The following is a 19,602-nucleotide window of genomic DNA, read 5'->3' on the forward strand; positions in this document are numbered from 1 at the left end:
TGTGAAAGTAGGTCACTGCCAAACACCCATTCTGAAGCCTCCGGCGATTTGCCGGAGGCTTCTTTGCGTCTTGGGGGCATTTATTGAGGAATATAAAACCCTGAGGAAGGAACAAACCAACATGTAAAACGACCACCCAAAAGCGTCGTTATCATGAAACAGTGATGAGCAGATGGGCAAATAAAGTTTGCTTTATTGGTTATGTGTAAATATAATCAAAGGTATTATTATCATATTTAGGAGAAAACGCATGAATCCGATGAAAAAAATCATCTTCTACGCTCTGAGCACTTTGGTTGCTTCCGTATCTGCTGCTGCCGTTAACGTCAACACCGCTTCCGAAAGCGAACTGACTGCACTGCCGGGTGTCGGTCCGGCCAAAGCGAAAGCGATTGTAGCATACCGCACACAGCATGGAAGCTTTAAGACCTTGGACGAGTTGAAAAACGTCAAAGGCATTGGCGAAGGGATCTTCTCAAAACTGAAGAATGAAGCCGTTGTGGCGGCGCCTGCCAAGAAGATGGCGCAGTCTGCGGTCAAGAAGTAAAAAAGCGGGGGAGGACGATAAGGAGGAAAAGAAGGTGGGGCGGTAACGGTATTTCTGCCGTCATCCGGCCGCGACCTGTCACAATATCTAAGGCCGTCTGAAGGCGTATAGGCTTTCAGACGGCCTTTCGGTTTGTGTAATAAGGACACAGTTACCCCTTGTAACGAACATGTTTTATTTTGCTAACTTAAAGGGAAATGTGTAATCGGGATATCCCTATCTGATTCGTTCTAAGTAGGATCACATTATTTACAACCAGATAATTTACAACCAGGTAGATTAAAACGGATTTATCGGTTAGCTGAAATAAAATCAGCCTGAAATATTTCAGGCTGATTTTTTTAAGTTAATGATTTACTTCCAGTAGCGCCACCAAGGTATATCGCCATTGCGCCATTCATGCGTCAGGAATGGGCTTTGCGGAAAGTTTTGCTGCAAAATACGGCGGGTATCTTCGGCCAGTTGGGGTTTCTCCAGTTTTTTGTAAGCTAATTCCATCATGGCCAATGATTCTTCAATGTAGCGCGTATTTTGGTATTGTTGAACAATTTTTTGTGCGCGGTTAATGGCGGCAACATACGCACCACGCTTCATGTAATATCGGGCTACGGCAATTTCATTACCGCCCAGCGCGTCAACGAGTCTGGTCATGCGGGCAGTGGCATCGGGTGCGTATTTGCTGTTGGGATAACGCTCAACCAATTGTGCAAACGCATGGTAGGCATCGCGGTTGGCTTTAGGGTCGCGGTCAGACCAGTCTTGAGAAGCCAGTTTGTTTAAGAAAGACTGGTCTTCATTAAACAATACCAAGCCTTTTAGATATAAGGCATAATCCATGTTCGGATGTTGCGGGTGATGGCGTTGGAAGCGGTCAATGGCGGCCAAGGCTTTTTCCGGTTCGTCGTCTTTATAGTAAGCGTAGGCGGTATCCAATTGCGACTGCTGTGCATAGCGGCCATTAGGGAAACGTGATTCCAACAGTTCATATAACTTGATGGCTCGCGTATAATTGTTGCTGTTCAATTCATCTTGTGCTTCAGCATAAAGCTGTTCCACACTCCAATCCTGAGTAATTTGAGCATCTTTATCGATGGTGCCTTTATTGGCACATGCGTTGAGTGCCAAACTTAAAGAAACTAATAAAAGAATTTTTTTCATGCAGAATACTTCCTTTGATAATGAAGCTGATTATAGCGATGATTTAGACTTTGCGGCAGTCCCTGAAGCAGAAAGTTGTGTTAAATTGACCCTGCCTGTCGAGATGGCCGGCTTACGTTTGGATGTCGCGCTGGCCAAACTTATGCCTGATTATTCGCGCAGCCGTCTGACTGCTTGGGTTAAAGACGGCGATGTTATTGTAAACAACAAACCTGCCCAGCCGAAAGCCAAAATGATTGGTGGGGAGTTTATCACAGTTACTGTACGCCCGAGCGAAGAAAATCTGGCGTTCACCCCCGAATCAATGGATTTGGATATTGTCTATGAAGACGATACCGTCATCGTCATGAATAAACCTGCCGGATTAGTGGTGCATCCCGCAGCAGGAAACTGGACGGGCACGCTGTTAAACGGCTTGTTAGCGCATTGTCCGGAGTTGAGCCAAGTACCGCGTGCAGGTATTGTTCACCGGTTAGATAAAGAAACCAGTGGTTTGATGGTGGTGGCAAAAACTTTACCGGCGCAAACTTCATTGGTGCAGCAGCTGCAGGCACGCACGGTGAAGCGTATTTACCGCGCTGTTGCTAGCGGTATTGTGCCGTTTGACGGCAAAATTAATACCTTAATCGGCCGCGACCCGCACAACCGCTTGAAAATGGCAGTCGTGAAATATGGCGGTAAACCGGCTGTGACTCATGTGAAGGTGTTGGAACGTTATTTATCGCACAGCTATATCGAATGCACTTTGGAAACCGGCCGTACCCATCAAATCCGCGTGCACATGCGCGAAGCCAACCATCCGTTGGCCGCCGATCCTGTGTATGGCAACCCGCGGCATCCGTGTAGCGAGACGGTAAAAGAAGCAGTGAAAGGTTTGGGCGCGCGCCAAGCGTTGCATGCATACCGTTTGAGCTTTATTCATCCGAAAACCAATGAAACCGTGTTGTTTGAAGCTCCTTTGCCTGACGATATTTACCGTCTGCTTTCCGTCTTGCGCTTGGAAGCCGGTTTGGATTCATCGTTGGGCCACGAAGAAGAATGGCAAGGCAAACTTGATAACGATGACGACGATGATTGGGACGAAGACGATTACGATGTTGAAATCGTTTATGTACCGAATTAACCGTTCAGACGGCCTATTGATATGAGAAATAGTTAATTATTTGATTAATATTGCTTTTAAATAGTTTATTAATCAATAAGGCGGTCTGAAAATAAGGAGTGGCATGAAAACCTTAAGCGAAACTTTGGGCATCAAAGTGCAACATAAAACCTTTCTCACAGCCAGTTGGCCTGCGCCTGCCAATGTGAAAACCTTAATTACGACGCGTAATGGCGGTGTGAGCGAAAAGCCGTTTCACAGCCTGAATGTCGGTACACATGTCGGCGATAATCCTGAGTATGTGGCGCGTAACAGGGAAATCGTGCAAAGCCAAATTGATCTGCCTGTCGCTTATTTAAACCAAATCCACAGCGATATTGTGGTAAATGCGACAGATGCGCTGTTAACGCTCACTGATGCCGATGCCAGCGTCGATACAACCGGTCAAGCCGCTTGCGCCAGCATGACCGCGGATTGCCTGCCGGTATTATTTTGCGACAAAGCCGGAACCGTAGTGGCTGCTGCCCATGCCGGTTGGCGTGGATTGGCAGGCGGTGTGTTGCAAAATACCGTGCGTGCCATGCAGGTCGAACCATTGGAAATTATGGCTTATTTGGGACCTGCGATTGGGCCGGAGGCGTTTGAAGTGGGGCAGGAAGTGTTCGATGCGTTTACCGCGCAAATATCCTCGGTTGACAGCGCATTTGAAGCCATTGGCGGTGGCAAATATCTGGCCGATATGTATGCCTTGGCGCAGATGGTGTTGCAGCGCGAAGGCGTGACCATGATTTACGGCGGCAGACATTGCACCGTGCTGGAGCGCGACAGCTTTTTTTCTTACCGACGCGACGGGCAAACCGGCCGCATGGCCAGTGTGATCTGGTTGGACAATGATGCATAGTTTGCTGTTTCTTTGAAAAGCATAATCATATTGTGAGACCGTCTGAAAACCCCTACTTACTTTCAGACAGCCTTCATGCGATTGCACCAGGGCAATCGCATGAACTTCCCCTCCCTGGCAGAAGAGACCCAAACTCATCATCTCCGGCCGCCATTAACCGTTTTGAATTGATCCTCCGTTTGACCGATTTGTCCCGGTTGATCAGGTTCAGTGCCAACTGCTTCAATCTGTGCATATTTTTTGCTGCATATTGCTCCCGCAGACACATCCGGTCACCGGCAAACCACATGTCCAAACACCAATGCAGCGGATTTTCCACCGCCCAATGCGAACGGACCGATTGCCGTATCCGTACAGCCGCAGGCTCTGGGCTGCCGATATAAAGCCTAGTCTTTATCGTCGATATGGCGTTCCGATTCAACGGCAAATGAACGCAACTGCGCCCGGCATTTTTTTCATTGGGTTTGTCTGCAACATTTCTCTGGCAAATACGCTGACGGTTGAATAGGCTTTTGACTTCTGCCGCCGTTCTTACGCAGGGTTTTGCCGTCAAATACAGGGGTCATTTGAGCAGCCCGACCAATAAAGCATTGCGGGAATTTTTCGGGATTGATGCCGGCAGACAGCAGACTGCAGGTATCGTGGGAGGCAATGCCGTTTTCGGGTGGTGTAAGCTGCCGCAGCCATTCGGGTTTGTATCCGCCCCATACTTTTCGATTTCGGCGCAATTGTTTGCACTGCTTAGTATGGCGGCTACGGCCGGCCTTTCGGAAAGATTATGTTTGATTTTGCCGTGCTGCCGCGGGTCTTTGCGCGGGTCTTTGATATTGGCGGAGATGGCGATAAGTGGGTTCATACGGGCATTATGCCATGATTTGCTTCATGTGATTGCCCTGCCGATTACACTGATTCAAGTTGTTCTCAAACAGGTTTATCATAATATCCCGACTCATTTTCCATTCTATCAGGCCGCCTGAAACCTAAAGATTTCAGACGGCCTGATAATCCGTTATAATCCAGTTTTCCCGTCTCGGAAATGAAAGTCTGACATGAAAAAAACCATCCTGACCGCTGCCGTATTACTCTTGGCTTCATGCGGTTTCCATTTGAAAGGCACGGCCAGTACATCGCGGCCGCTGCCGTATCAAAACTGGTATGTCAACGGCGGTGCATTGCAACAGGCTTTGGAAAATTCCCTGCGTCGTTCAGACGGCCGTCCGGTCAGTATGGACAAAGCGCAAATGGCGGTTAACGTGACCAATATTAAAACACGCCGCGACATTTACACCATCACCCGTGCCGCCGACATCAACGAGTACCTGCTGATATTGCGTGTCGACGCGCAAGCCGCCCGCAACGGCGAACCGGTAGGCGAGCCGATGACTATATTGGTACACCGCACCATGGATTACGCCGACAGCGAAGTATTGGGTAAAACCGAAGAAGAACAAACCATCTGGTCGGAAATGCGCACCGATGCCGCCGACCAAATCGTGCGCCGCCTGACCTTTTTGAAAGCGGCGCAGTAAATGGTGGCGATGAATATCGGGCAGCTTAGTGCCGATATGCCGCTCAAGCCGCTGTATGTGATTCACGGCGAAGAAGAGTTGTTGAGGATTGAAGCGCTTGATACTTTGCGTACGGCAGCGCGCCAGCAAGGCTATCTCAACCGCGAAATGCACACTGCCGAAAATAATTTTGATTGGAACGAATGGCTGCAATCGGCGGGAGGCATGGGTTTGTTTGCCGATTTGAAACTGCTCGAACTGTACATTCCCAACGGTAAGCCGGGCAAAAACGGCGGTGAAGCCTTGCAGCATTTCGCCCAGCAGCTGCCTGAAGATACAGTGACCGTCATCATGCTGCCCAAGCTGGAAAAGGCGCAAACGCAAGCCAAATGGTTCGGAGCGCTGGCGGCAAACGGTGTGATGCTCGAAGCCAAAGCCGTGGGTGTTTCAGCCTTGCCGGCATGGGTTCGGGGCCGTCTGAAAAAATGGGATTTGGAGATTGAAAATGATGCGCTGGCTCTGTTTGCAGAACGTGTCGAAGGCAATCTGTTGGCTGCCAAGCAGGAAATTGACAAACTTGCTTTGCTGCACCCGAAAGGCCATTTGCTGAGTATGGCCGATGCCGAAGCGGCGGTAGCCAATGTGGCACGTTTTGATGTGTTCCAATTAGCCGGCGCATGGATGAAGGGCGATGTGCAACGAGTGGTGCGTTTGCTTGACGGCTTGGAAGCCGGTGGCGAAGAACCGGTGCTGCTGCTCTGGGCGGTGGCCGAAGATATCCGCACGCTCATCCGCCTCACTGCTGCTTTAAAGCAAGGCCAAAATGTCCAATCGCTGCGCAACAGCCTGCGCCTGTGGGGCGAAAAACAAACGCTGGCACCGATGGCTGCCAACCGTATTCCCATCAGCCGACTGCTCGAAGCCCTACAAACCTGTGCCAAAATCGACCGCATGATTAAAGGCGCAGAAGATGGCGATGCGTGGGCGGTGTTTAAGCAATTGGTGATAGGGTTGGCGGTGTAAACCGTTCATTGCCTGTTTGCATGAAAAAGCAGGTAATCTTTCCCTTTAGACCTGAAAATACTGTAAAATAGCGTTAAATCATTCCAAGGCCGTCTGAAAAGCCCAACGGAAATTTTTTCAGACGGCCTCAAACTGTTTTAAGGAAACACAACCCATGGATACAAAAGCAAAAATCCGTTTAGCCGGCCTGATGGTTCTGGCCACGGCTGTTTTAAGCCTGCTGTTGGTGTTAATCGTAGATTCGTGGCCGATTGCCATTGCGGTTGCCATTGTGATTATGGCGGCGGCGGCCGGCGGCTTTGTTTGGACGTCGCGCCGCCAGCAACGCCAATTTATCGAACGTCTGAAAAAATTCGACATCGACCCTGCAAAAGGCCGCATTAACGAAGCCAATCTGCGCCGTATGTATCACCGTGGCGGCCAAGCGCAAAAAGATGCAGTTACGCTGGTTTGCCTGTCGCAAAAATGCTCGGTTGACGAAGCGCATGCCATGTTCAAAAAACGCCCGACCCGTCAGGAAATGAACCAAATGGCGGCACAACAGGCCAAAGGCCAGAAGCGCCCGCACCGTTGATTTTTAACCGACAGGCCGTCTGAACAGGTGTGAAATACGGAATCAATGTTTTGCGTGATTTCACTATGTACCGTGCAGGCAGCCTTTGTATAACGCCTCTGTCCCTATGACCCGATTTCCTGCTGTTTCCTTCAAACGCCGTCTTGCCGCCTTGATGTACGAAATGTTGCTGGTCGGTGCCGTTACTGCCATCGCTGCGATTCTTTCCGGCATATTGGCGATTTTTCTCAATCCGATTTCAACGTATTTATCCAGCTTTACGACCTGTATTTTGGTAATTGGGTTTTGGTGGTATTACTTCCGTACAAACTGGCTGCAAAAAGGGCAAACGCTGGCGATGCAGACATGGAAAATCGGCTTGGCCAACCAGCAAAACGTACAACCGCCGTTGCATCAGCTGCGCCTGCGTTTTATCTGGGCATGTGTGTTTGTTGTGTTTATCCCCATGCTTGCTTATGCGGGATTGCGCCATTTGCTGAATATCCCGCCAATGCTGGCGTTTAGTGCAGCATTATTTTGGCTGATTCTGCCATGGGGTTTTGCATTGCTGAATCCCGACCACCAGTTTTTATACGACTTTCTGGCAGGAACACGTTTGGTGGATTTGAAAAAAGATTTGAAAAATAAGAGGCTGTCCTAAATAATCAGGACAAATTCTGCGTTACCAATTATTTTAAAATGGAAATCGGAATTTTCATCCCGCTATTGTCAAAACACGGTTCACATCCCTTCAAATACAGCTCAAAATGCACTTTGGCAATACCGTTAAACTTGCGTCAATGACGTTTTGCCCGGTTCCAAAAGTGCTCAATTGCGTTAATATGGTTTTGTCGCCCGGTAAAATGCGTGCTGTGGTTCATGCGAAAATGTCAAAATTCATTTACGTCCAAGGCGTGTGATCATTTCGTCTGTGTCGCCGATTTTCGAGCAGAAAAGCGGTATTCGGGTCGATACTCAAAGGAGGCGGTTTGACGCGCCGCGCCGGAAAAACCGGCCGGCACGGCAAGGTCGGACACCTTGCGTGTATTTCCAACGCAGCAGACGGGTTTTCTGCCGGAAAGATACTGCATGATGAAATGAGGGCCTCCTTTGTAAGTCATAACGGCGATAACAACCGCTATAAACAATGCTGCCAGGGCTAACCTGTTCACGGAGAATTGGCCGCAAGGCAGCTGTTTGTGTATGGGTATAGCAACAGTAAAAACGTTACCGTTTTGCTTCAAAAGCCCGAACAAAACGACTTTACCGGCAGCACCACGACTGCGTTTACCTTTACCTTGTCTGCCAATACCGTTCAAACTGCTACTTACACATCAAATATTTCCAAATGCAGGCTGTTTTGATAAATAAGTAACCGTAAACAATGAAAGTAACAGGCTGCGGTATTTTTGTTTACGCCAGCTAACCCGGATGCTGTTCGGGCGGTAACTCCCGAAACAAACAGCCCAATGAGTTTGTTTTGTTTGTACCGGCTTAGACGACTTTTGCGATGGGGATAATTCTGACTTAATTTGAATTTTCCGAGTTATCTTTATCTTAGGACAGCCTCAAAATAAAAGTTTGCGTTTGGCTTAAGCATCACAGGGCCGCTTGAAAGAGATGATGGGAATCATGTGTTTCAGACGGTTTTTTGTAAAGATTTAAAGATGGCCTTAAAAATTATGGGGCTGACATAGATCAGCAGTCATACCGGTGATAACCCATTGCAAATTAGAAAGAAACATACAAAAACTGCTCGAATTTTTTGTACGGGAATTTACTGCACGTTCGGCGGCTGATTTGTTGGGTATCCGGCCCAATTCTGCGCTACTTTCTTAGCGCAAAATACGAGAGAGGGTTTATCAGTCACCGTTCGGCATTGGAAGCCGATGCGGTTTTTGATGCTGCGGTTGAGCTGGACGAGCGTTATTTTGGGGTTATCCTAAAGGCAAACACAGCAGAGGCGCCGCAGGGAAAGTGGCTGTTTCCGGCATCCCAAAACGGGATGGAAAAGACTGTTCTGTGATTGCGGACAACGCCCGAACCGAAACCTTACCTCCTGTTTTTAAGAGAAAAGTCATGCCTGAAGGCATGGTTTATAACAATGATGACGTGCCTGATGTGCGTGAATTCCATCACCATTGCAGCAATCATTCGCAATGCTTTGCTGATCGTCAGAACCACATCAGCGGCATTGGGAATTTTTGGAATCAGGCAAAACGTGTTCTGAGAAAACACAACGGAATTGCCTGCAAATCTTTTCCATTATTCTTGAAAGGATGCGGGTTTGGATTTAACTTTGGTGCTCCGTTAGCGCAACTCAAAACCTTGCGGAAAGGGTATGGTATTTAGGGGCTAATTTACGTCGGTCCTAGGATTATTTTTCAATTCACGCAATGCGGCGAATACTTCAAATTCGCCGGCAAATTTTTTGCCACTCAATTTTTCCACGCGTTCCCAAACCTGCGGCAAGCCGACGCGCAAAAACGGGTTGACTTTGCGCTCGTGCAACAGTGTTACCGGCAAAGTTGGGGCGGTGGCAGATTCGGCTGTCTGCAAGGCCGTGTGAATGTCAGCATTGTCCGGCTCGATGTGGGCGGCAAAGCGTAGATTAGAAACAGTGTATTCGTGCGCGGGGTAAAACAAGGTATTTTCCGGCAATTGGTTGAAACGCAGGAAGCTGTCGAACAATTCTCCAATTGTTCCGGTAAACACACGGCCGCAGCCGGCGCTGAATAGGGTGTCGCCGCAAAAAACGTGCAGGCCGTCTGACGTTTCAAACAGATAGCTTAAATGATGGCTGGTGTGGCCGGGTGTAGCCCAAACGGTCGCCAAACCGTCGCCGAAGGGGATTTGTAAGCCGGCTTTCGTTCGGTGGGTAGCTTCAGCAATGTCGCTGTTGCCGTAAACTGGTGATTCTAAAAACGTGCGCCACAATGCATTTACGCCGCCACAATGGTCGTCATGGTGGTGGGTAATCCATGTTTGCGCAAGCATCAGGCGGTTGCTGACCAGAAATTTCAATACCGGCGTGGCATCGCCAGGGTCGACACAGACGGCCAGATTACCTTCCTGAATCATCCAAATATAGTTGTCGTTGAATGCTTTGATTGGAGTGATTTTCATGCTATTCCTTTTTTCAGACGGCTTGTTCCTGCATATAAGCGCGGTGGTTGCGGCTCAAACCGTACACGGCAGTGCGTGCCTGCTTGATAGTTAAGCGGTTGTAGGTCAGGCGTTGGATCTGGTTGTGGTCGTAAATATGGATTTCGTCTTGTTTGCGGGTTTGTTTGTAGGTGAACCCGCTTTTTAGCGTGTGCCATAAATCCAGTTTGACATGCACAATGGCAAACATATCATGGGCCAGGTTCACGCCGGCGCTGATTTCTTTTTTTTGATTCCTGCAAACAAAACGAGTGGTCGTTAAACAGACACAAGCCTGAATTGTCGGGATAGCGGTAAAGCTCAATTTTTACCGCTTCAGGCACATCAAACGCTGCGCGGAACATTTGTTCAAACAGCGAAGGCTGGGATATGCCATCGCTTAACATACCGTAAAGATTAGAGAGCCAATTAACGTAGCCGTTAAAATTGAAATCGGAATTCTGTAAAATTGAGCGGATGCGCTTCGGGTCGCGGGCACGGATTAAATGCACGAATTCGCGGCTTACTGCAGGCAGTTGGCGGCGGATGGCCTGATGCAGCCTATAGGCAAACAAGGTTTTGTGGTTGTTCGGATTGCGTAAAATGCCCAACAGCTTCAGGCGAAGAATCCGCCAAACGGCATCGGGTACTTTCAGACGGCCTGTGGGCAGGCTGCGCAACATTTGGCACGAATTTTCATAGCCGCCGCTTTCATGGCGGTTGAACCAGCTTTCGAGATTGTATTGATTGGGCGAATTTTCGACAAAGGCCAGCGTGTAAAGATTTTTCGCCGCCAGATTGGTGATAATGTTCACATTATCCGCCTCGCCGAGGTAAGGAATGAGGAACAGGCTGATTGGCAGGCGGTAAACATTTTGGTTTTGCGTACCGACTGACGAGTTATGCGCATGCTGCCGCTGCTCGGTTTGCGCGACATAATGATGCATTTTGGTCGGATTGGCGGTCAGGAGTGCAAACGGTTTGGTGTCGCATTCAGGATAGTCGCAATAGCTGAGAATAAAAGCATGTTTCATGTTTCAGACGGCTTGTTAATCAATTTATGCCTATCATACCGCATAAGCGTTTAAATATAAAAAGGCTGTCTGAAAGCAAGGTTTGAATCACGGATTTCATCTGTCTTTTTTTCAGAAGGTTTGAGACCTTTGTAAAATCTCTGTCTTCGGCTTACTTTCTTCGCGATGTGTTTCTCAAGCGCTTGACCCGGTATTTCGATATGTCTGCGCGTTCTGCGATGCGGTCTTTTTGAACCGTCGTAGTCAAATCCGGGGAGGGGGGATCAAAAGCCTCACTTCATGGTCAAAACACGTCCGGCAGTTTAACCCAAAGCCTTGCGCGCACCGGCAAACAGTCGCGTCCAGCCGGATTGGCCCGTCCAATCTTCAGGTTTCCAGCTCATTTGTGCGGCGCGGTAAACACGCTCGGGGTGCGGCATCATGATGGTGACGCGGCCGTCGGTGTTGGTCACACCGGCAATGCCTTGCGGCGAGCCGTTCGGGTTGAGCGGGTAGGTTTGGGTTACTTGGTTCAGGCCGTCAACGTATTGCAGCGCAACGCCCAAGCCGGCAGAGATATTGCCGCCGGTGCGGGCAAAGTCGGCGCGGCCTTCCCCGTGGCTGACGATAACCGGCAGGCTGCTGCCAATCATTTCTTTCAGAATCAGCGAGTTGGATTTTGGTACGGTAACCATGCTTAAACGCGCTTCAAACTGTTCGCTTTCGTTGCGTTTGAATTTCGGCCATGCGGCAGAGCCCGGAATAATTTCCGCCAAGTTGCTGACCATTTGGCAGCCGTTGCATACGCCCAAGGTTAAAGTGTTCGGATTGGCGAAGAAGGCGGCAAACTGGTCGCGCAGAGCAGGGTGGAACAGAATCGATTTCGCCCAGCCTTCTCCCGCCCCCAATACGTCGCCGTAGCTGAAGCCGCCGCAAGCGGCTAACATCTTGAAATCATCTAAATGTACGCGGCCACCCATCAGGTCGGACATATGCACGTCATAAGCATCAAAACCGGCTTGGGTAAAGGCAGCAGCCATTTCGATTTGGCCGTTGACACCTTGTTCACGCAGAATGGCGATTTTCGGTTTTGCACCGTTGTTGATAAACGACGCGGCGATGTTTTCGTTCACATCAAATTTTACATCGGCAAACAGCGCGGCGCGTGCGTTGTCTTGAACCAGAGCCAGCTCGCTGTCGGCGCAGGCCGGATTGTCGCGCAGGCGTTGGATGGCGTGGCTGGTTTCCTGCCATGCCGCTTGCAGGCCGGCGCGGCTTTGTTGCAGCAACACTTCGCCTTGGTTGCGGATGGTGAAGGTTTCATCGGCAGCCAGCGTGGCAATGCTGTGCAGTGGCACACAGGCTTGATCAAACAGGGCAGACACGGCGGCCGCATCGGCGGCGGCAACTTGAATCACTGCGCCCAATTCTTCGTTAAACAAGGCACGGATCGCGGTATTTCCGCCTGCGGTTTGCGCGGCAAGCAATGCGGTCAAATCCACGTCCAAACCCACGCGGGCGGCAAACGCCATTTCCGCCAAGGTGGCAAACAAACCGCCGTCGCCACGGTCATGGTAAGCCAATAATTTGTCTTCGGCGACTAATTGTTGAATGGCATTGTAAAACGCTTTCAGACGGCCCGGGTTAATATCAGGCGCCTTGCCCGCCATTTGGTTGTATACCTGACCCAAAGCCGAGCCGCCCATGCGCGCTTGGCCGTTGCCTAAATCAACCAGCAGTAATACGCTGTCTTCCACGTTTTTTAATTCGGGTGTAATGGTTTTACGCACGTCTTTCACCGGTGCAAACGCGGTGATAACCAGGCTCAAAGGCGAAACCACGGATTTTTGTCCTACTTCGTCTTGCCATACGGTTTTCATCGACAGGCTGTCTTTGCCCACCGGAATGCTCAACCCCAAGGTCTGGCAGATTTGCGAAGTGGCTTCTACTGTGCGGTAGAGTTTTTCGTCTTCGCCTTCTGTGCCGCAGGCGGCCATCCAGTTGGCAGATAATTTGATATTGCCTATGTCGCCGATATTTACCGCGGCAATGTTGGTAATCGCTTCGCCCACGCACATGCGGCCGGAAGCAGGCGCGTCAAATAGGGCGACAGTCGGTTTTTCGCCTATAGACATCGCTTCGCCTTGGTGTGTATTGAAGCCCATCATGGTCACAGCGCAATCGGCTACAGGTGATTGGTATTTGCCGACCATTTGGTCACGGTGGGTCATGCCGCCGACACTTCGGTCGCCGATGGTAATCAGGAAATTTTTGGCGGCTACGGCCGGTAAGCGCAGCACGCGGTAGGCGGCTTCGGTGATGTCGATGGCAGACGCGTCAAACTGGCTTTCAGACGGCGTTACGGTGGTGTCGTTGCGGGTGGTTTTAGGTGGTTTGCCGAGTAAAACATTCAGCGGTAAATCGACCGGATTGTTGTCAAACAGGTCATCGCGCACTTGCAGATGGCCGTCGTCGGTGGCTACGCCGACTACGGCAAACGGGCAGCGTTCGCGTTCGCAAATGGTGCGGAAGGTGTCTAAATCTTGTTCCAAAATCGACAACACATAACGCTCTTGAGATTCGTTGCACCAGATTTGTAACGGGGTCAGGCCGTCTTCTTCCAGCGGTACATCGCGCAGCTTGAATTTCGCACCACGGCCGGCATCGTTGACCAATTCGGGGAAGGCGTTTGACAATCCGCCCGCACCCACATCGTGAATCGAGATAATCGGATTGTTTTCGCCCAGCTGCCAACAGCGGTCGATGACTTCTTGCGCACGGCGTTCGATTTCGGGGTTGCCGCGTTGCACGGAGTTGAAATCCAAAGAAGCATCGTTGGTGCCGGTATCCATAGACGAAGCCGCGCCGCCGCCCAAACCAATCAACATGCCCGGGCCGCCAAGTTGGATTAATAATGCGCCTTCGGGAATTTCACCTTTATGCGTTTGCTGCGCTTGAATGTTGCCTAAGCCGCCGGCAATCATAATCGGCTTATGGTAGCCGCGCACTTGGCCGTCGAATTTTTCTTCAAAGGTGCGGAAATAGCCCAAGAGGTTGGGGCGGCCGAATTCGTTGTTAAATGCCGCGCCGCCGACCGGGCCTTCAATCATGATATCCAAAGGCGAAGCGATATGGCCTGGTTTGCCGTAGGCTTTTTCCCACGGCTGCGCCAAACCCGGAATATTCAGATTCGATACGGTAAAACCAGTCAGACCCGCTTTCGGACGCGAACCTCTGCCGGTTGCCCCTTCGTCGCGTATTTCACCGCCCGAACCGGTGGCCGCACCTGCAAACGGGGCAATGGCGGTCGGGTGGTTGTGGGTTTCCACTTTCATGATGATGTGGGTGTCTTCTTCGTGGAAGCGGTAGCCTTGGTTTTCATCGGCATGCGGGTAGAAACGCTCGATTTTTGCACCTTCAATCACAGAGGAATTGTCTTTATAGGCGACAACTGTGCCTTCGGGATGGGCGTTGTGGGTGTCGCGAATCATGCTGAAAAGCGATTTCGGCTGTTTTTCGCCGTTTAAGATAAAGTCAGCGTTGAAAATTTTGTGACGACAATGTTCGGAGTTGGCCTGTGCAAACATCATCAGTTCGACATCAATCGGATTGCGGCCTAAGGCTTGATAGTTTTCTACCAGATAATCGATTTCGTCAGGCGACAAGGCCAAGCCCATTTCGCCATTGGCTTTGACCAAGGCGTCTTTGCCGCCGTTTAATAAATCAACGGTAGAGAATGTTTCTGATCGGATGTGGCGGAACAGTTGAGCCGCCGCGTCAATGCCGGTCAACACGCTTTCGGTCATGCGGTCGTGTAACAATGCTGTCCATTGTTGTTGCTCTCCGGCAGTCAAATCGCCGCAAATCCACACCGCCATGCCGCGTTCAATGCGTTCGATACCCGCAAGACCGCAGTTTTCCGCGATGTTGGTGGCTTTGGAAGCCCAAGGCGAAATTGTTCCCAAACGAGGTGTAATCAAAAATAAATGCAAGCCGCTAGCGGGCTTAGGTGTTTCGGCAACACGTCCTGCTTCCAGCAGGGCTTGCAGTTTTTCAACGGTCGCAGCGTCTAAAACATTTTCGCTGCTGACAAAATACCAAAATTCGCTTTCCAGATCCGTTTCAGGCAAGCCGGCAGCGGCTGCTTTTTGCTTGAGTTTTTCAACACGGAAATCAGACAAGGCGGTGGCGCCGCGCAAGGGCAAAACAACAGACATGGTTTCGGCTCTCAAATGCGGTTGGAAAGAACGGTATTATACGTATAATAGTGGCATTCTGCTTGGGTATTTTGATGCAAAATGTCAACAATTCCGGCTGTAAACCCGATTGAATAAACAAGCAGATTGTGATAATTTTCCACTCATCTTTTCCTGTTCGGACGGCCTTGTTGCTTTGATATGCCGTCTGAAAAACCACCAGAAAGCCAGCCATGAAAAAAATCGAAGCTATCATCAAACCTTTCAAACTCGACGACGTGCGCGAAGCCTTGACCGAAATCGGCATTACCGGCATGACAGTGACCGAAGTGAAGGGATTCGGCCGCCAAAAAGGCCACACTGAAATCTACCGTGGCGCAGAATACGCCGTTGATTTCCTGCCGAAAGTCAAAATTGAACTGGTATTGGCCGATCATGATGTCGACCGTGCCATCGAAGCCATTATCGAAAACGCCCGTTCCGGCAAAATCGGCGACGGTAAGATTTTTGTGTATCCGGTGGAAGAAGCGATTCGGATTCGTACGGGCGAGCGTAGTGAAGCGGCGGTATGATTTTCCAGATAATAAAAGGCCGTCTGAAAGATCTTCTTTCAGACGGCCTTTTATTATTCTAGGCAAAAAGAATTAAATTTCAAACGTTTTCACAATCACCGGCGAGCGGAGTAATGGGCGTTGGCGGCGGTCACGTGCGCTCTCTTATATTCATACTTTAATGGGGCCGTCTGAAAATGAGAAAGAATGGGTTTGTTTATAATAAAATTGGAAGTAACGGCCCGTGCAGCTGCCGGCATGCCCGGTATCCGGCCTGATTCCGCCCTGTTGTTTTACCGTAAAATCCGCCAAGCCATCGCTTACCGTTCAGAACTTCGGGCAGATGAAATTTTTGATGGCCCGGTTGAATGAGACGGGGACTGTTTTGGCAGGCAGCGCAAAGGCAAACGCGGTCGGGGTGTTACAGGTAAAGTGGCTGTTTTTGGCATTCTAAAACGACAGGGTAAGGTTTAACCGTTGTCGTTAAAGGTAACTTTATGCCGGTTATTAAATGAAAACCATTGCCTGGCGGCATTGTTTATCCCGATTGCTGCAAAAGCCGTGATGTGTTTGACGTGGGTGAATCCACTTGTCACCGTACCAGTCACTGTACGCATTTTGTAGGGCGGCAAAACCACATTGACGGGATGGAAAACTTTTGGGACCGGGCAAAGCGCATGCTACGGAAATAGAATGGAATTGACCGGAAATCTTTTCCATTATTCCGGAAAGAATGCGGGTTTCGTTTTAACTTTGGCGCACCATAAAGGGCAGCTTAAAATTTTGCGAATTTGGTGTGATATTTGGGGCTAATCTACGTCAGCTCCTAAAATAAAGAAGATTTTGTTTATAGGTAATGATGAGGCCGTCAGAAAATCTGTATGTCGGCTTTCAAACGGGCTGTTGTGATTTGACAGGCATTAAATCAAAGGTGTTTCAGAAACCAAAAATACCGTCTTCACCGCTGTATAGATAATGGCCAGGGATAAATGATGCGCCACCGAATTTGAGCAGAATGCCGGTTTCGCCTCGTTATTTTTTGCACTGCGGCGTGGTTGGTGCCGAGTGCTTTAACGTCGAAATCCATTTGATCAATGGTGGCGCTGTCGCGAACCGCTCCGTAAATAACAATGCCTGCCCAACCGTTTTTACAGCCTGCTTCGGCAAGCATGCTGCCCATTAATGCACTGGCAAGCGAGCCGCCGTTATCGACGACGAGCACGCCGCTGTCGGATTTTTGATTAAGCGTTTGGTGCAGTAAACTGTTGTCGCGGAAGCATTTCAAAGTATGGATTTTGCCGCTTAAACATTTGTTGCCGAAGCTTTTAAACTGAATCCCGCAACAAGGGGTATCAGGCGCGATATCGGTTAAATCGGCAGTGGTGAAGGATTTCGTTGTCATGATTTCTCCTTAGTGGTTTTATGAAAGAATATGAAAGAAGGCCGTCTGAAAAGTGAACAATGCTTTTCAGACGGCTTCGTGAGGCCGAATCAAATGCGGATTTGACCGTTACCCAACACAATCCATTTTTGCGAGGTCAGGCCGTGTAAGCCAACCGGGCCGCGAACATGGATTTTGTCGGTGGAAATGCCGATTTCCGCGCCGAGGCCGTATTCGAAGCCGTCGGCAAAACGGGTGGACGCGTTTACCATCACGCTGGCACTATCGACCGCGCGTAGGAAGGTTTGCGCATCGGTGTAAGACTCGGTGATGATGGAATCGGTGTGGTGACTGCCGTGGGTGTTGATGTGGGAAATGGCTTGGCTCAAGTCATCAACAATTTTTACCGCCAAAACAGGCGCGAGGTATTCGGTATCCCAATCTTCTTCGGTGGCGGCATTGATGTTCGGCAGAATGGCCAAAGTGCGTTCGCAACCGCGCAGTTCGACTTGTTTTTGCGCGTATTTTTCCGCCAATAAAGGCAACATTTCTTCGGCACGCGCGGCGTGGATCAGCAGCGTTTCCATGGTGTTGCAAGTACCGTAGCGCGAAGTTTTGGCGTTGAAGGCAATCTCAACGGCTTTTTGCGTGTCGGCGGCTTGGTCGATGTAAACGTGGCAAATGCCGTCTAGATGCTTAATCACCGGTACGCGTGCTTCGGTAGCGATGCGGGCAACCAGCGATTTACCACCGCGCGGGATAATCACGTCAATCAATTCGGGGCTTTGCAGCATGGCGCCGACGCTTTCGCGGCCGGTATTTTCAATCACGTTTACGGCGGCCGGCGGTAGGTTGTTTTCGGTCAAAGCTTGGCGGATGAGTCTGGCAATCGCCATATTGCTTTCAAAGGCTTCGCTGCCGCCCCGCAACACGCAGGCATTACCGGATTTTAGGCACAAGGCAGCTGCGTCGATGGTGACATTCGGGCGCGATTCGTAAATGATACCGATCACACCGAGCGGCACGCGCATTTTGCCGATTTGCAAACCATTCGGGCGGATGCGGAATTCGTCCATTTCGCCGACAGGGTCAGGCAGCGCAGCTATTTGGCGCAAACCCTCGCACATGGATTCCACGGTTTTTTCAGTCAGTTTCAAGCGGTCGAGTAGGGGCGAATCCAAGCCTTTGCCGGCGGCGTTTTCCATGTCTTGCACGTTGGCGGCGAGAATGGTGGTTTGGTGCTGCACGACCAATTCGGCCATGCGCAACAGTGCGGCGTTTTTCTGCGCGGTGGTGGCCTGCGCCATCAAATAGAAAGCCTGTTTGGCGGCAGTAGCAGTATCTCGGACGTATTGTTGGATATCCTGCATGGTGTGTGTCTTAAATAATGTGAACAAGATTATGGAAAGATGATAAGGCTGTCTGAACAGGAATTCAAGTAAAAAAGGCTGTCTGAAAAAGCAGCTTTTTCAGACAGCCTTTCCATCATCATTTATGCATATGATTTATCTGAATAATGGCATTTTCCACCATTTTCGGCTGAATTTTGTTTAAGCAATCCGTATGTCCCAGCGGACATTCGCGTTTGAAACAGGGCGAGCAGCCGAGATTGAGGGTAACGATTTTGGCTTTGTCGCTCAAAGGCGGCGTATGGTCGGGGCTGGACGAGCCGTATACGGCGGCGAGTTTGCGGTTGAGTGCGGCGGCAAGGTGCATAAGGCCGCTGTCGTTGCAGACGACGTTTTCCGCGCAGGCCAGTAAATCAATCGCTTCGGAAAGCGAGGTTTTACCGCATAAATTGGTGCAGAGGCCGTCTGAAAGCCGGTTAATTTTTGCGGCAATCTCAAAGTCTTTTTGCGAACCGAACAGCCAGACCTGCCAGCCTGCGGTAAGGTAATCGCGTGCCAAGCCGGCAAAATGGTGTGCCGGCCAGCGTTTGGCGGGGCCGAATTCTGCGCCGGGGCAGAAGGCAATAATCGGTTGATGGGTGTGCAGGCCGTGTTTGACTAAGGCAGTTTGTTGGCTTGCCGGATCGATTTGGAACAAAGGCTTGTCGGAAAAACCGTTGAAATCGGCTTGGCTCGGATGGGCAAGCGCGGTATAGCGGTCGACCATCAGCGGCAGAGCGGCTTTGTCGAGCTTGCGGATGTCGTTGAGCAAAATGTAGCGCGATTCGCCCACATAGCCGGTACGCTGCTTGATGCCGGTGGCAAAGGCGGTGAGGGCAGACTTGAGTGAGCCGGGCAGCACAATGACTTGGTCGTAACCGCGTTTGCCTAATTTGCGCCCGATTTGCCAGCGTTTTTTTAAATCCAATGCGCCGTGGCCGAACGGGTTTTCTAGAATATTGTTTACTTCCGGCATACGCTCGAATACTGCCATCGACCATTTCGGTGCGAACACGTCTATCCTGCAGTCAGGATGCAGTTCGTGCAGCCGGCGGTAGAGCGGCTGGGTCATGACGCAGTCGCCAATCCAACTGGGGGAAATGATGAGGATTTTTTTAGACATGGTCTGCGGGCGGT

At 50.2% G+C, this 19,602-nt stretch carries 15 protein-coding genes and 5 pseudogenes; 10 read left to right on the top strand and 10 right to left on the bottom strand.

Features of this window, described 5'->3' with window-relative positions; translation table 11 throughout:
- The first annotated feature begins 259 nt into the window (after positions 1-259).
- Positions 260-547, top strand: coding sequence for a ComEA family DNA-binding protein (locus C7N83_RS05240; RefSeq protein WP_106741167.1), 288 nt, complete (start codon positions 260-262; stop codon positions 545-547).
- 354 nt (positions 548-901) lie between these two features.
- Here the strand turns inward: C7N83_RS05240 and C7N83_RS05245 are convergent, their stop codons facing one another.
- Complete coding sequence (locus C7N83_RS05245; RefSeq protein WP_106741144.1) at positions 902-1,705, bottom strand: outer membrane protein assembly factor BamD; 804 nt, start codon at positions 1,703-1,705, stop codon at positions 902-904.
- Here C7N83_RS05245 and rluD point away from each other — a divergent pair.
- Both rluD and pgeF read left to right on the top strand, forming a co-directional pair.
- Positions 1,704-2,828 carry a 23S rRNA pseudouridine(1911/1915/1917) synthase RluD gene (gene rluD / locus C7N83_RS05250; protein WP_106741145.1) on the top strand — a complete coding sequence of 375 codons (1,125 nt, stop codon included), beginning with the start codon at positions 1,704-1,706 and terminating at the stop codon, positions 2,826-2,828. The genes C7N83_RS05245 and rluD overlap by 2 nt on opposite strands.
- 103 nt (positions 2,829-2,931) lie before the next feature.
- Entirely contained in the window at positions 2,932-3,708 is a 777-nt protein-coding gene (pgeF, locus tag C7N83_RS05255; protein WP_106741147.1) for a peptidoglycan editing factor PgeF, read from the top strand.
- Between the two features lie 562 nt (positions 3,709-4,270).
- On the opposite strand, the gene C7N83_RS05265 is transcribed toward pgeF, so the two are convergent.
- The gene (locus C7N83_RS05265; protein ID WP_106741150.1) at positions 4,271-4,564 is read right to left on the bottom strand and encodes a hypothetical protein; all 294 of its coding nucleotides are present in this window, start codon (positions 4,562-4,564) and stop codon (positions 4,271-4,273) included.
- Positions 4,565-4,757: 193 nt separating this feature from the next.
- Here C7N83_RS05265 and C7N83_RS05270 point away from each other — a divergent pair, with 193 nt between their 5' ends.
- From C7N83_RS05270 to C7N83_RS05285, 4 genes are all read left to right on the top strand, one after another.
- Entirely contained in the window at positions 4,758-5,237 is a 480-nt protein-coding gene (locus tag C7N83_RS05270) for an LPS-assembly lipoprotein LptE (RefSeq protein WP_106741151.1), read from the top strand.
- A complete protein-coding gene (gene holA / locus C7N83_RS05275) occupies positions 5,238-6,239 on the top strand; it encodes a DNA polymerase III subunit delta (RefSeq protein WP_170064814.1) in 1,002 nt (333 codons plus the stop codon). It abuts the gene before it with no gap.
- A gap of 154 nt (positions 6,240-6,393) precedes the next feature.
- Positions 6,394-6,813 (top strand): hypothetical protein, encoded by a 420-nt coding sequence (locus C7N83_RS05280; protein ID WP_106741153.1) that lies wholly within the window; start codon positions 6,394-6,396, stop codon positions 6,811-6,813.
- Positions 6,814-6,919: 106 nt separating this feature from the next.
- A complete protein-coding gene (locus tag C7N83_RS05285; RefSeq protein ID WP_106741154.1) occupies positions 6,920-7,453 on the top strand; it encodes an RDD family protein in 534 nt (177 codons plus the stop codon).
- A 28-nt stretch (positions 7,454-7,481) separates the two neighbouring features.
- Here the strand turns inward: C7N83_RS05285 and C7N83_RS05290 are convergent.
- Positions 7,482-7,703 (bottom strand): annotated as a pseudogene (locus tag C7N83_RS05290) (IS1595 family transposase); the annotation flags it as partial.
- Positions 7,704-7,881: 178 nt separating this feature from the next.
- Positions 7,882-8,263 (bottom strand): annotated as a pseudogene (locus C7N83_RS15820) (IS1595 family transposase); the annotation flags it as partial.
- 236 nt (positions 8,264-8,499) lie between these two features.
- Here C7N83_RS15820 and C7N83_RS05300 point away from each other — a divergent pair.
- A pseudogene (locus C7N83_RS05300) lies at positions 8,500-9,144 on the top strand (IS1595 family transposase).
- Between the two features lie 3 nt (positions 9,145-9,147).
- Here C7N83_RS05300 and gloB read toward each other — a convergent pair.
- From gloB to purL, 3 genes and pseudogenes are all read right to left on the bottom strand, one after another.
- Positions 9,148-9,918, bottom strand: a complete 771-nt coding sequence (gloB, locus tag C7N83_RS05305) for a hydroxyacylglutathione hydrolase (RefSeq protein WP_106741156.1) — start codon at positions 9,916-9,918, stop codon at positions 9,148-9,150.
- Between the two features lie 13 nt (positions 9,919-9,931).
- Positions 9,932-10,970: pseudogene (locus C7N83_RS05310) on the bottom strand (hypothetical protein).
- Between the two features lie 302 nt (positions 10,971-11,272).
- Complete coding sequence (gene purL, locus C7N83_RS05315; RefSeq protein WP_106741157.1) at positions 11,273-15,166, bottom strand: phosphoribosylformylglycinamidine synthase; 3,894 nt, start codon at positions 15,164-15,166, stop codon at positions 11,273-11,275.
- 212 nt (positions 15,167-15,378) lie between these two features.
- Between purL and C7N83_RS05320 the strand changes: the two genes are divergently transcribed.
- Positions 15,379-15,717: a P-II family nitrogen regulator gene (locus C7N83_RS05320; protein ID WP_106741159.1), complete on the top strand. Its 339-nt coding sequence runs from the start codon at positions 15,379-15,381 to the stop codon at positions 15,715-15,717.
- Between the two features lie 186 nt (positions 15,718-15,903).
- Positions 15,904-16,509: pseudogene (locus tag C7N83_RS05325) on the top strand (IS1595 family transposase).
- A gap of 145 nt (positions 16,510-16,654) precedes the next feature.
- On the opposite strand, the gene C7N83_RS05330 reads toward C7N83_RS05325, so the two are convergent.
- The 3 genes from C7N83_RS05330 to waaF form a co-directional block, all read right to left on the bottom strand.
- Entirely contained in the window at positions 16,655-17,098 is a 444-nt protein-coding gene (locus C7N83_RS05330; RefSeq protein WP_245911137.1) for an RraA family protein, read from the bottom strand.
- An 89-nt stretch (positions 17,099-17,187) separates the two neighbouring features.
- The gene (locus tag C7N83_RS05335) at positions 17,188-18,447 is read right to left on the bottom strand and encodes a glutamate-5-semialdehyde dehydrogenase (RefSeq protein WP_106741161.1); all 1,260 of its coding nucleotides are present in this window, start codon (positions 18,445-18,447) and stop codon (positions 17,188-17,190) included.
- 118 nt (positions 18,448-18,565) lie between these two features.
- Positions 18,566-19,588: a lipopolysaccharide heptosyltransferase II gene (gene waaF / locus C7N83_RS05340; RefSeq protein WP_106741162.1), complete on the bottom strand. Its 1,023-nt coding sequence runs from the start codon at positions 19,586-19,588 to the stop codon at positions 18,566-18,568.
- Positions 19,589-19,602: the final 14 nt, after the last annotated feature.

It is taken from the genome of Neisseria iguanae (assembly GCF_003013245.1).
In the GTDB taxonomy this organism is placed as follows: Bacteria; Pseudomonadota; Gammaproteobacteria; order Burkholderiales; family Neisseriaceae; genus Neisseria; species Neisseria iguanae.